The sequence below is a fragment of the Xanthomonas sp. JAI131 genome, assembly GCF_013410075.1.
Taxonomy (GTDB): Bacteria; Pseudomonadota; Gammaproteobacteria; order Xanthomonadales; family Xanthomonadaceae; genus Xanthomonas_A; species Xanthomonas_A bonasiae.
The window spans coordinates 1,029,392-1,041,045 of record NZ_JACCCN010000002.1; the positions used below are offsets into that span (position 1 = coordinate 1,029,392).

General features: G+C 70.5%; 12 protein-coding genes. 6 read left to right on the plus strand and 6 right to left on the minus strand.

Going from position 1 to position 11,654, the window contains the following annotated elements; genetic code table 11:
* Positions 1 to 13 precede the first annotated feature (13 nt).
* On the plus strand, positions 14 to 1,414 hold the full coding sequence (locus tag HDC36_RS11075; RefSeq protein ID WP_179567182.1) for an amidohydrolase: 1,401 nt from the start codon (positions 14 to 16) through the stop codon (positions 1,412 to 1,414).
* Positions 1,411 to 2,703, plus strand: coding sequence for an amidohydrolase family protein (locus tag HDC36_RS11080; protein ID WP_179567189.1), 1,293 nt, complete (start codon positions 1,411 to 1,413; stop codon positions 2,701 to 2,703). The genes HDC36_RS11075 and HDC36_RS11080 overlap by 4 nt, the downstream gene beginning before the upstream one ends.
* A gap of 230 nt (positions 2,704 to 2,933) precedes the next feature.
* Here the strand turns inward: HDC36_RS11080 and HDC36_RS11085 are convergent, their stop codons facing one another.
* Positions 2,934 to 3,686, minus strand: a complete 753-nt coding sequence (locus HDC36_RS11085) for a cellulase (RefSeq protein WP_179568034.1) — start codon at positions 3,684 to 3,686, stop codon at positions 2,934 to 2,936.
* Between the two features lie 390 nt (positions 3,687 to 4,076).
* Between HDC36_RS11085 and HDC36_RS11090 the strand changes: the two genes are divergently transcribed.
* The 3 genes from HDC36_RS11090 to HDC36_RS11100 all read left to right on the plus strand — a co-directional run bounded on the left by HDC36_RS11090 (position 4,077) and on the right by HDC36_RS11100 (position 6,229).
* Positions 4,077 to 4,706, plus strand: a complete 630-nt coding sequence (locus HDC36_RS11090; RefSeq protein WP_179567196.1) for a DsbA family protein — start codon at positions 4,077 to 4,079, stop codon at positions 4,704 to 4,706.
* A 74-nt stretch (positions 4,707 to 4,780) separates the two neighbouring features.
* Positions 4,781 to 5,722: a DegV family protein gene (locus HDC36_RS11095; protein ID WP_179567198.1), complete on the plus strand. Its 942-nt coding sequence runs from the start codon at positions 4,781 to 4,783 to the stop codon at positions 5,720 to 5,722.
* 168 nt (positions 5,723 to 5,890) lie between these two features.
* On the plus strand, positions 5,891 to 6,229 hold the full coding sequence (locus HDC36_RS11100) for a hypothetical protein (protein WP_179567200.1): 339 nt from the start codon (positions 5,891 to 5,893) through the stop codon (positions 6,227 to 6,229).
* A 173-nt stretch (positions 6,230 to 6,402) separates the two neighbouring features.
* Here HDC36_RS11100 and HDC36_RS11105 read toward each other — a convergent pair whose 3' ends face one another.
* Positions 6,403 to 7,332: a DMT family transporter gene (locus HDC36_RS11105; RefSeq protein WP_179567202.1), complete on the minus strand. Its 930-nt coding sequence runs from the start codon at positions 7,330 to 7,332 to the stop codon at positions 6,403 to 6,405.
* Positions 7,329 to 8,120: a PhzF family phenazine biosynthesis protein gene (locus HDC36_RS11110; protein ID WP_179567204.1), complete on the minus strand. Its 792-nt coding sequence runs from the start codon at positions 8,118 to 8,120 to the stop codon at positions 7,329 to 7,331. The genes HDC36_RS11105 and HDC36_RS11110 overlap by 4 nt, the downstream gene beginning before the upstream one ends.
* A gap of 125 nt (positions 8,121 to 8,245) precedes the next feature.
* Here HDC36_RS11110 and HDC36_RS11115 point away from each other — a divergent pair, with 125 nt between their 5' ends.
* Positions 8,246 to 9,655: a PLP-dependent aminotransferase family protein gene (locus HDC36_RS11115; protein WP_179567206.1), complete on the plus strand. Its 1,410-nt coding sequence runs from the start codon at positions 8,246 to 8,248 to the stop codon at positions 9,653 to 9,655.
* Between the two features lie 331 nt (positions 9,656 to 9,986).
* Here the strand turns inward: HDC36_RS11115 and HDC36_RS23480 are convergent, their stop codons facing one another.
* From HDC36_RS23480 to HDC36_RS11125, 3 genes are all read right to left on the minus strand, one after another.
* Entirely contained in the window at positions 9,987 to 10,121 is a 135-nt protein-coding gene (locus HDC36_RS23480) for a hypothetical protein (RefSeq protein ID WP_255432684.1), read from the minus strand.
* Between the two features lie 195 nt (positions 10,122 to 10,316).
* Positions 10,317 to 11,285 (minus strand): P-type DNA transfer ATPase VirB11, encoded by a 969-nt coding sequence (gene virB11 / locus HDC36_RS11120; protein ID WP_218848145.1) that lies wholly within the window; start codon positions 11,283 to 11,285, stop codon positions 10,317 to 10,319.
* A 2-nt stretch (positions 11,286 to 11,287) separates the two neighbouring features.
* Positions 11,288 to 11,647, minus strand: coding sequence for a hypothetical protein (locus tag HDC36_RS11125; RefSeq protein ID WP_179567210.1), 360 nt, complete (start codon positions 11,645 to 11,647; stop codon positions 11,288 to 11,290).
* Positions 11,648 to 11,654: the final 7 nt, after the last annotated feature.

Consider the following 11,654-nt stretch of genomic DNA (forward strand, 5'->3'; position numbering starts at 1 on the left):
CGGGGAAAATCTGATGCGTCATCTGTTGCTCGCCTGCCTGGGCGTGGCGCTGTGCGGCCCTGCCGCGGCGGCCTCGCGCTTCGTCGAAGACCCTTACCCCAGCACCTACCGGCCGCTGGCGTCCACGCCGGTGCTGATCGAGCACGCCACCGTGCTCACCGGCACCGGCGAGCGCCTGGACGATGCCGACGTGCTGCTGCAGGACGGCCGCGTGCAGGCGGTGGGCCGCGCGCTCGCCGCTCCGGCCAACGTCACCCGCATCGACGGCCACGGCAAGTGGGTCACGCCCGGCATCATCGACGTGCACTCGCACCTGGGCGTGTACGCCAGCCCCGGCGTCAGCGCGCACAGCGACGGCAACGAGATGACCGCGCCGGTGACGCCCAACGTCTGGGCCGAACATTCGATCTGGCCGCAGGATCCGGGCTTCGGCACCGCGCTTGCCGGCGGCGTCACCTCGCTGCAGGTGCTGCCCGGATCGGCCAACCTGGTCGGCGGCCGCGGCGTGACCCTGAAGAACGTGCCGGCCACCACCTACCAGGCGATGAAGTTCCCCGGCGCGCCGTGGGGCCTGAAGATGGCCTGTGGCGAGAACCCCAAGCGCGTGTACGGCGAGAAGGGCGGCCCGGCCACGCGCATGGGCAACGTCGCCGGCTACCGCGCCGCGTTCATCGACGCCAGCGAATACCTGCGCAAGAACGCGCCGAAGAAGAAGCCGCCGGAAAAGCGCCATTGGTGGAGCCGCGGCGCCGGCGACAACGACAGTTCCGGCGACAGCGGCGGCAAGCGCGACCTGAAGCTGGACACCCTGGCCGGCGCGATCAACGGCGACATCCGCGTGCACATCCACTGCTACCGCGCCGACGAGATGACCACCATGCTCGACCTGGCCAAGGAATTCGGCTTCAAGATCGCCGCCTTCCACCACGGCGTGGAGGCCTACAAGATCGCCGACCGCTTGGCTCAGGAGAACGTCTGCGGCGCGCTGTGGGCCGACTGGTGGGGCTTCAAGATGGAGGCCTTCGACGGCATCCAGGAAAACATCGCGCTGGTCGATCGTCCGGCCAACGGCTGCGCCATCGTGCATTCGGATTCGGAGGAAGGCATCCAGCGGCTCAACCAGGAAGCGGCCAAGGCGATGGCCGCCGGGCGCCGCGCCGGCATCGCCATCGCGCCCGAGCGCGCGATCCGCTGGCTGACCAGCAATCCGGCCAAGGCGCTGGGCATCGAGAAGCAGACCGGCTCGCTGGAGCCGGGCAAGATGGCCGACGTGGTGGTATGGAACGGCAGCCCGTTCAGTTCCTACGCGCTGGCCGAGAAGGTCTACATCGACGGCGCGCAGGTCTACGACCGCGCCGACCGCCGCCTGCAACCCACATCCGACTTCATGCTCGGCCAGGAGGCTGCCCCATGAGCCGTTCCGCTCCGCATTCGCGCCGCCCCCTGGCACGGCGCCTGGCGATCGCTGCCTGCCTGATCCTCGGCAGCGCACCCGCCTTCGCGCAGGACGTGCTGATCCGCGGCGCCACCGTGCATACCGCCAGCGCGCGCGGCACGCTGCAGAACGCCGACGTGCTGGTCCAGGGCGGCACCATCCGCGCGGTCGGCAGCGGCTTGTCGGCACCGGCCGGCGTCGCGGTGATCGAGGCCAAGGGTCGCCCGTTGACCCCGGCCCTGTTCGGCGGCATCACCGAGATCGGCATCGAGGAAGTGTCCGGCGAATCCTCCACTGTGGACAGCGCGCTGAGCCTGCCGCACGACCAGCCGATGCGCCCGGAGTTCGACGTGACCCTGGCCTACAACCCCGAATCGGTGCTGATACCCGTCGCGCGCGTGGAGGGCATCGGCTTCACCGCGCTCGGCGCCAACAGTGGCGGCGCCTTCATCGCCGGCCAGGGCGCGGTGATGCGTCTGGACGGCGGCGCCGACCCGATCGGCCCGCACGCGCTGTACGTGCGCCTGGGCAGCGACGCGCTGGAACTGAGCGGCAAGTCGCGCGCCGCGCAGTGGATGCTGCTCGACCAGCTGGTGGCCGAAGCGCGCGGACGCATGCCGGCGGACTCGCCGCATGCCTTGCTGACCCCGGCCGGACGCGCCGTGCTGGCCAGGTACCTGGCCGGCCAGGGCCGCATCGTGGTGGCGGTGAACCGCGCCGCCGACATCCGCCAGCTGCTGCGCTGGGCGCAGCGCGAGAAGGTGCGCATCGCCATCGCCGGCGGCGACGAGGCGTGGAAGCTGGCGCCGCTGCTGGCCGCGGTGAAGGTGCCGGTGTTCGTCAACGCACTGGACGACCTGCCGAGCAGCTTCGACCAGATCGGCGCGACCCTGGAGAACGCGGCGCGACTGAACGCGGCCGGCGTCGCGGTGAGCTTCACCCAGGGCGGCGACGGCTCGCACAATGCGCGCAAGCAGCGCCAGCTGGCCGGCAACGCGGTAGCGCACGGCCTGCCCTGGGAAGACGGCCTGGCCGGCCTGACCCGGGTCCCGGCCGAGGCGCTGGGCGTGGGCGACAAGCTGGGCAGCATCGCCCCCGGCAAGCTCGCCGACCTGGTGCTGTGGGAAGGCGATCCGCTGGACGTGGCCCACTACGCCGAGCAGGTCTGGCTGGGCGGCCGCCCGATCCCGATGCGCTCGCGCCAGACCGAGTTGCGCGACCGCTACATGAAGCAGGCCGGCGCGCTGCCGCGGGCGTATACGCAGTAGCGCGTAGGCGGTGCAAGCGGTGCGGGCCGCGCCGCATCACGTCGCGACACGCACCGTGGCCCGGCCGCTGCTCTAGAAGCGTCCGCGGTCCGCCGCGACGACGGTGTGGCGCGCCAGCCCGCTGCGTTTGCCGCGCTGGCGTCGGCCATTGCCGGCGCGCCAGCATCGATGCCGGGAAATTCCCGCCAGGGCGGCGACGGCCCGGTCGGGCCGCCGCTGCGGCGCGCAACTCAATGCGCGTCGATGGTCGCGCTGACCTTGGCCCAGCCGTTGCCGCGCACCACCTCGAAGCCGGCCTCGACCACGTGCAGATACAGCGCGTTGCTGTAGCGGCCGTCCTTGCTGCGGTTGGCCTGCAGCCAGTTCAGGAACGGCTTGACGTCGACGTTGAGGTTGCCGCTGGTGGGCAGGTTGGGCTGGCCGGCGGTGCCGTGCGGGATGAAGGTGTAGACGTAGTAGCCGGCGGCGCTGTTGTTGCCTTCCCACAGGTCGAAGGTGTAGCCGCCGGCGCTGATCACGTTGCTGGCGGTGAGCGTGCCGATCGGCCAGGAATTGTGTCCGCCCCAGATCATCACTTCCAACTGCGGCACGCCCTTGCTGGTGTCGCGGCGGAAGAACAGGTCGTAGGCGAAATCGCCGCCCAGGTTGCTGCCGCCGGCGCTGTAGGTGAACTTGACCGGGATCGTGCTCAGCGACGACACCTGCCGCGGGAACAAGGTATCGCTGGTCGGGTTCCAGTCGTAGTGCCAGCCGCGCACGATCGCCGGATACCCGTACAGACTGGAGTTGGCGAAATTGAAGGTGACCGTCAGCTCCGGCGTGCTGCCGGTGCCGAAGGTGCCCTGGATGACGTTGTTGGGATCGTTGAAATTGTTGACCCACGCATAGTGGTTGCCGAAGATCTTGTAGGGTCCGGCCAGCGCCAGCGGCGCAGTCGCCAGGCACGACACGGCGAACAGCGCCTGCAGCAGGCGCCGGCGCATGCGCGCGCGCGGCGCGGCGGCGCGCAGATGCGGTGCGGCGATCGGAACGATCTGGACATCATGCATGTTCGGTTTCTCCCAGGAAGTCGGCGGGCACGGCAGCGGAGGTGCTGCCGCGGCGGACGCTAGCAAGACCCGCGCGGCACGAGCTATGCGAAGAACGCCTGGCGGCATGCGCTGCGGCAATAGCGCCACGCGGTCGAGACCTGCAGCGTGCGCGCGTTCCCAGTTCCCACACGCGGTCGAGATCGGCGGCGACGCATTGTCTACCGCGGCGTCCAGCGCCCCGGTCGCGGCACGCGCACGGGCGCGGCATGCGCCGCAGTGCAACACGCCGCGCCGCATGCCGGCAGGCGAGTAAGCTGGCGCATCCCCGACCGGAGCCCGCTCATGCGCTTGCGCTGGTATTTCGATTTCGTCTCGCCGTTTTCCTATCTGCATTGGCACAAGCTCAAGGCGCTGCCGGAGTTCGCGCGGATCGAGCCGGTGCCGATCGTGTTCGGCGCGGTGCTGCAGCATCTGCACACGCGCGGACCGGCGGAGATCCCGCACAAACGCAGCTTCACCTACCAGTTCGTGCAGTGGCAGGCGCAGCAGGAGGGCGTGCCGCTGCGGTTTCCGCCGGCGCATCCGTTCAACCCGCTGGCCGCGCTGCGGCTGTGCATCGCCGCCGGCAGCACGCCGCAGGCGATCGACGCGCTGTTCGATTGGCTGTGGCGCGACGGCCACGCCGGCGACGATGCCGCCGCACTGGCCCCGGTGGCGCTGGCGCTTGGCATCGCCGATGCGGCCGCCGCCGTGGGCGATCCGCAGGTCAAGGCGCAGCTGCGCGGCAATACCGAACAGGCCATCGCCGCCGGCGTGTTCGGCGTGCCGACGCTGCAGGTCGGCGAGGCCTTGCTGTGGGGCAACGACGCGCATCCGCTGATGCAGGCGCTGCTGGCCGATCCGCAGCTGCTGCAGCGCGGCGAGATGGCGCGGCTGGCGGCGCTGCCGATCGCCGTGCAGCGCCCCGGCTGAGCCGGCCGCGACGTTCCCGGGCGTCTGCGCTAACCTAGCCGGTACTGACGAGGCGCAACGCCGGAGGGGGCCAGATGCGTATCGGGATCGTGGTGGATTCTGCCTGCGACTTGCCGCAGGACTACATCGCAGACCACAACATCGTGTTGCTGCCGATCAGCGTGCGCATCGGCGAGGCGGTGCTGGCCGACCATCGCGACGAGGAAGCCACGCTGAGCTTCCTGCATGCGCACGTGGCCGAGCACGGCGCCGAAGCGGAAACCATCCCGTTCAGCGTGGCGCAGATCCGCGAGCTGTTCCTGAGCCGGCTGGTGATCGACTACGACCACGTGTTCTGCATGACCATCACCAAGACCCGCAGCCCGATCCATCAGCATGCGCTGCAGGCCAGCTTCGCCATCCTCAACGACTACAAGCCGATCCGGCAGGCCGCCGGACACACCTCGCCGTTCGCGCTGCGGGTGATCGACACGCAGAACCTGTTCGCCGCGCAGGCGGTGACCGCGGTGGAGGCGGTACGCCTGCGCGCGGCCGGGGCCAGCGTGCAGGCGATCCGCGAACGGCTGGAGGAACTGGCCGGCAACGTGCACGGCTACATGGTCACCCGCGACCTGTACTACATGCGCGCCCGCGCGCGCAGCAAGGGCGACCGCAGCGTCGGCCTGATCAGCGCCGCGCTCGGCACCGCGCTGGACATCAAGCCGGTGCTGCACGGCTATCGCGGCGACACCGCGCCGGTGGCCAAGATCAAGGGGTTCGACGCCGCGGTGCAGAAGCTGTTCGAGTTCGTCGGCAAGCGCGTGGCCGCCGGGCTGATGACGCCCACGCTGTGCCTGAGCTACGGCGGCGAGCTGAGCGAACTGCGCGCCCTGCCCGGCTATACGGCGTTGCGCCAGGTCTGCGAGACGCACGCGGTGGAGGTGCTGGAAAGCGTGATGAGCCTGACCGGCATGGTCAACGTCGGCAAGGGCGCGCTCACCCTGGGCTTCGCCGATGGGCCGCATACGTTCGCCTAGGCGTTGCGCGCGAATCTTGTTGCTTGTTGTAGGAGCGGCTTCAGCCGCGACAGGTGCTATCGATAGCCTGTCGCGGCTGAAGCCGCTCCTGCAACGTCTCCGCCGTAGACAACCCACTCACGACGCCGCCTGCTAGGCTGCGCCGCACCGCTCCACAGAGGAACCGCCATGGCCGTGACCTATTCGATCAGCCTGCCCGACCCCGCCCGCGCGCGCGGCAGCGAACCCACGCTCAGCTTCAGCGCCAACGGCGCCGACGCCTTCGCCGAGCAGTTGCAGCAGGCCTTGAGCAGCCCCGCCTGGTTCGAGCGCTGGCGCGCACTGCAGCCGGAGCCGGACGACGTGGATCCGTCGCTGGGCGTCGTCGATCCGGCTGCCACGGTCAGCGGCAAGCAGGACGACCTGCGCATCGACCTGGTCGCCACCACCAGCATTCCCGGCGACATCCTCAAGCAGCGCATGCGCCTGCTCGCCGGCAGCGGCTGGGAATTGCGCAACGTGCGTTGAGCGCATCGTCCGCGCATCCGTGCCGACGATACGGACCGGCCGGAACAGGTACGCAGGTGCGAATGACCTCTGTGGGAGCGACTTCAGTGGCGACAGGCCGTACCGGCAAGGCCTGTGGCGACTGAAGTCGCTCCCACAAACGCTTCGCCGACTGCGATGCGTGAACTGCGCATCTAGCGCGTTACGCCGCCCGTCACCACGCCTGCAGCGCGCCGCGGCCAACGCCATTTCAGGTTCACCGCCAGCGTACCGAGCACGATCAGCGCCAGGCCCAGCCATTGCACCGGCACCAGCCGGTGGCCGTACAGCAGGAAGTCCAGCAGCAAGGTGACCAGCGGATACACGAACGCCAGGATCGCGATCGTCGCCACGTGCAGGTGTCGGTAGGACGAATAGAACAGCACGTAGACGATGCCGCTGTGGATCACCCCCAGGCCGGCAAGCCACAGCCAGTGCATGCCTGGGTGCAATGCGCTGCCGCTGGAAAATCCCGCCAGCAGCAGCGTGCCCACCCAGCACTGCACCGTCACCACCGCCAGCGGCCGCTCGCGGCTGATGCGCCGCGACATCAATAGCGACGCACCGCACAGCAGCGCCGCCAGCAGGGTCAGCGCGATGCCGAACAGATAGCCGCGATCGGCGGTATGCCACAGCCGCGCCGGATCCGCCGAGCACGCCACGCCGACGAAGGCCAGCAGCGTCCAGCCCAGGTCGCTGCGGCGCGTGCGCTCGCCTTGCACCATCGCCGCCAGGATCAGCATCACGAACGGGAACACGTGGTAGACCATCGTCGCCACGCCGATCGACGAGCGCGCCATGCCGGCGAACAGCGCCACCCAGTTCAGCACCAGCAGCACGCCGCTGACCGCGGCATCGCGCAGCAACCTGCGCTCGCGCCACAGCCCGCGCAACTGGCCGCCGAGCAGCCCGCAGACGGTGAGGAACAATGCGCCGAACAGGCAACGGTAGAACACCGCGGTCACCGGGTCCTGGCCACTCTCGTGCACGAACACGCCGACCGAGCCGATCAGCACTTCGGCCAGCAACAACTGCCACAGCGCGCGCCGCGCGGCGCCGGCGGGAACGGCGACCGCCGCGCTCACAGCGCGATCGTCCCGTGCAGGTACTGCACCGCGCTGCCGCGCACATAGACGTGCTGCGCCTCGACCCGGCACCCAAGCTCGCCGCCGCGCGCCGACGCCTGCAGCGCGGTCAGCTGCACCTTGCCCAGCGCCTGCGCCCACAACGGCGCCAGCGCGGCATGGATGGAGCCGGTCACCGGATCTTCGGCGCCGCCATTGGCCGGCCAGAAATAGCGCGACACGAAATCGTGGCTAATGCCGGGCGCGGTCACCGCCACATCGCGCGGCGCCAGCGCCAGCATCCGCGCCAGGTCCGGCACCACCGCGCGCACCTGGCGTTCGTCCGCGTACACCGCGATGTACGCCTGCGCGTTGGCATACACCGCCTGCGGCACGATCGACAAGGCCGCGTACAGGGCCTGCGGCACCGACGCCAACAAGGCCGGCGCCTGATTCGGAAAGCGCATCTCGAAGCTGCCGTCGGCGAGCCGCTCCACACCCAGTTCGCCGACCGCGGCCGCACGCAAGCGCAGCGGGAACGGTGCGAGCTGCTGGGTGGCGATCACGAACGCGCTGGCCAGCGTCGCATGGCCGCAGAAGCCGACTTCCTTCAGCGGCGAGAACCAGCGGATCGCGAACACGCCATCGGCATCGCGCACGAAGAACGCGGTCTCCGACAGGTTGTTCTCGCTGGCGATGGCCTGCATCAGCGCATCCGGCAACCACGCCTGCAGCGGCACCACTGCGGCGGGATTGCCCTTGAAGCGGACCGTGGTGAAGGCATCGACAACGAACACGGAAAGCGGCATGGCCGGCCTCGCAAGCAAGGGGAACGCCGACGCGATGGCCGGCACAGGCCCAGTGTGCAGCGCCGCACCCGACCATTACAGATTCAGATACGCTGTAAGTGGACCGATACAGATGAGGCGCCCGCATGCTCTTGTACGAATCGCTCGCGGTGCAGCTGCGCGAGCAGATCGAGCGCGGCACGCTGCGCGCCGGCGAGCGCCTGCCGTCGATCCGGCAGCTGGCGGCCAACCACGGCATCAGCACCGCCACCGCGGTGCAGGCCTGCCTGCAGCTGGAGCGCGAAGGCCGGGTACAGGCGCGGCCGCGCTCCGGCTATTTCGTGCGTGCCGCCGCCGAGCCGTTGACGCCGCTGCCGACGCCGGCGCGGCGGCGCACGCCGGGCATGGTCGACAACCCGGCGTTGCAAGGCGTGCTCGACATGCTCGCGCGCTCGGACCTGGTCCCGCTGCACACCGCGACCCCGGCGCCGGCGCTGCTGCCGGCCGCACAACTCGCCGCCGCGCTGGCGCGGCAGCTGCGCCGCCATCGCGCGGTCGCGCTCGACTATGCGCCGCCACAAGGCCACGCCGCGCTGCGCCGGCAGATCGCGCAGCGCTACGCGCACTGCGCCACCACGGTGGCGGCGGACGAAGTGGTGGTGACCGCCGGCGCGATGGAGGCGATCAGCCTGGCGCTGCGCACGCTCACCGCACCCGGCGACGTGGTGCTGGTGGAAACCCCGACCTACCACGGCATCCTGCAGGCGGTCGCGGCGCTGCGGCTGAAGGTGCTGGAAGTGCCCAACCGCGCCGGCCACGGCATCGACGCCGCGCGCCTGGACGCGCTGCTGCAACGCACCCCGGCGCGCGCGGCGGTGCTGGTGCCCAACTTCAACAATCCGCTGGGCAGCCTCACTCCCGACAGCGCCAAGCGCGCCCTGCTCGACAGCTGCGCACGCCACGGCACCGTGGTGATCGAGGACGACATCTACGGCGAGCTGGATTGGTCCGGGCAGCGCCCGCGCCCGCTGCGCCACTTCGACACGCACGGCAACGTGATCACCTGCGGCTCGTTCTCCAAGGTGCTGGCGCCGGGCCTGCGCGTGGGCTGGCTGCTCGGCGGCGAATGGACCGACGCGCTGGTCCGCGCCAAGTACTTCTCCACCGTCGGCGGCGCCAGCCTGCCGCAGCTGGCGCTGGCCGACTACCTGGCGCAGCACGATCTGGAGCGGCACCTGCGCAAGCTGCGCCGCACCCTCGCCGACAACGGCCAGCGCCTGCGCGAAGCGATCGTGCGGCACTGGCCTGCCGGCACCCGGGTCGGCGATCCCGCCGGCGGGCTGTCGCTGTGGCTGCAACTGGCCGACGGCGGCAGCGGCCAGGCGCTGTTCGAGGCGGCGCTGGCCGCGGGCATCGGCACCTCGCCCGGGCATCTGTATTCCAGCCGCGGCGACTACGCCGACCACCTGCGTCTGACCTGCGGCCAGCCGTGGAGCGAGCCCCTGGAAAGCGCGATGCGGCAGTTGGGAAAACTGGCCGCACGGTTGCCGCGCTGAGCCATCGGCCGGTCGCCAAGCTGCCGGTTCGCGCGATCGGAGGCGGCCGTGCGCATGGCGTGCAGGGGCATCGCGCCGAAGATCGCATCGAAGTACCAAAGGCGGCGCACCCTACGGCGGCGCCACCGTTGAACAGACGCCATCGCCACCGCGGCAAACACGCGAGGCGCTTGAACGACGCGACGTTTCTCTAGTCCCGTCGCAAGCAACCAGACCTGTCGCCGCAAGGCTCACCTGCGGCAGCCCATCCCATCGCGCCCAGCGCCATTCCCAGGCCTGGCGAAAGCCAGGAGCGTGGCGCTGCGGACCCGCATCGATCCGCTCCGCCCCGCTATACCGTCGCCGCGCCGATCGCCAGCGCCGCACAAGCACCGAACAAGGTGCAGGCGAGCATGGCCAGCGCGCTGAGCGGGCTGCGCCAACGCTGCCGCGACAACGGCGATGCGGGTTTGCGGCAAGCGAGCATGGCGCGACTCCAGTCCGGGACGACACGATGGCGAAGGCCGAGGAATCTAGCGGCACGCCGTCTCAGCCGACGCGACGGCAATCGCACAACCGCGCATTGGACGACGCGCCGCGCATTTGTTTACGAGCGGCACCGATACGCGAACGGAATCGTCACACAATCGCCATCGCGCAGGCGGCGATGCCCAGCGCGCACTCAGCGCAGCGCCTCGATCGCCAGGATGCGACGCTCGCCGTTGACCCGGCCCAGTTGCACCACCAGGTCGACCACGCTGCGGATGTAGCCCAAGGTGTCGGCGCGGCTCAGGCCGATGCCCGACTGCATCACCATCAGCGCCAGCTGTTCCAGCGCGCCCTGCGGCGTGTTGGCATGGATGGTGGTGAACGACCCCGGATGGCCGGTGTTGATCGCGCGCAGGAAGGTCACCGCCTCCGGGCCGCGCACTTCGCCGAGCAGGATGCGGTCCGGCCGCAGCCGCAACGCGGCCTGCAGCAGGTCCTGGGTGGTGACGCGGGTTTCGCCCTGCTCGCCCTTCACCGCGACCAGGCCGAGGTGATTGGGCTGGCGCAGGTGCAGTTCCGGCGTGTCTTCCACCGCGACGATGCGCTCGCTGGCCGGCACCTCCTTCAGCAACGCATTGAGGAAGGTGGTCTTGCCCGACGAGGTACCGCCGGCGATCAACAGCGTGCGCCGCGCCGCGACCGCGGCACGCAACCCGGACAGCGACGCCTGCGCATCCCAGGCCAGGTCGTCGCGGGCGCCTGCGTCGGCCAGCCGATACGCCTCCAGTCCGAGATCCAGATTCAAGTGGCGGCGGATCGCCAGCGCCCAATGCCGGCGCGTGGCCGGCGGCGCCACCACCTGCACGCGCTCGCCGCCCGGCAAGGTGGCCGCCAGCAGCGGATGCTCGCGGTTCACCGCCTGGTGGGTGACACGCGCGACCTGCGTGGCCAGACGTTCCAGCAGCACATCGTCGATGGCGGGGACATCGATGCGCTGCATGCAGGGCTGGCCCAGGCGCTCCACCCAGACCTCGCCCGGGCGATTGACCAGGATCTCGGTGACGTCCGCCGCATCCAGCCAGGGCTGGAAGGGCAGCAGATAGCGCTGCAGATAGACGTCCTGCGCGGGCGCCTGCGGAAATGCCAGCGGCGGCGACTGCACCGTCAGCCTGCCGGCGGCGGCGCGGCATGTTCCGGCTGGCCGCCCTGCGGAGGCGGACCCTTCGGCTTGGGCAGCCCCTTGGCGCTCATGCATGCGTCGAACTTGGCCATGTCCAGGCGCTTCGCATCGGCGGGCGGGCGGCCTTGAGCGGACGGGCGTCCGGCAGCGGGCGGCGGACCTGCAGCGGGCGCCGCCACACCCTGCTCGGCAGCGCACGCCCGCATCGCCGCCTCCACCTTCGGATTGGGGCCGGACGGCGGCTTCGCCGGCGCGCCACCGCCGCCATTGCGCGCGAGCGCCGGCGCCATGCAGGACAGCGCCCCGGCCAGGGACAACAGCAACGGCAGCGAACGGTGCTTCATGCGGATT

Bases quoted from the DNA above. Each gene is read 5' to 3' on its own strand.
- HDC36_RS11090 (WP_179567196.1), top strand. From the start codon at position 4,077: ATGCGCTTGCGCTGGTATTTCGATTTCGTCTCGCCGTTTTCCTATCTG.
- HDC36_RS11080 (WP_179567189.1), top strand. From the start codon at position 1,411: ATGAGCCGTTCCGCTCCGCATTCGCGCCGCCCCCTGGCACGGCGCCTG.
- HDC36_RS23480 (WP_255432684.1), bottom strand. From the start codon at position 10,121: ATGCTCGCTTGCCGCAAACCCGCATCGCCGTTGTCGCGGCAGCGTTGG.
- HDC36_RS11075 (WP_179567182.1), top strand. From the start codon at position 14: ATGCGTCATCTGTTGCTCGCCTGCCTGGGCGTGGCGCTGTGCGGCCCT.
- HDC36_RS11085 (WP_179568034.1), bottom strand. From the start codon at position 3,686: ATGCGCCGGCGCCTGCTGCAGGCGCTGTTCGCCGTGTCGTGCCTGGCG.
- HDC36_RS11100 (WP_179567200.1), top strand. From the start codon at position 5,891: ATGGCCGTGACCTATTCGATCAGCCTGCCCGACCCCGCCCGCGCGCGC.
- HDC36_RS11125 (WP_179567210.1), bottom strand. From the start codon at position 11,647: ATGAAGCACCGTTCGCTGCCGTTGCTGTTGTCCCTGGCCGGGGCGCTG.
- HDC36_RS11095 (WP_179567198.1), top strand. From the start codon at position 4,781: ATGCGTATCGGGATCGTGGTGGATTCTGCCTGCGACTTGCCGCAGGAC.
- HDC36_RS11115 (WP_179567206.1), top strand. From the start codon at position 8,246: ATGCTCTTGTACGAATCGCTCGCGGTGCAGCTGCGCGAGCAGATCGAG.
- HDC36_RS11110 (WP_179567204.1), bottom strand. From the start codon at position 8,120: ATGCCGCTTTCCGTGTTCGTTGTCGATGCCTTCACCACGGTCCGCTTC.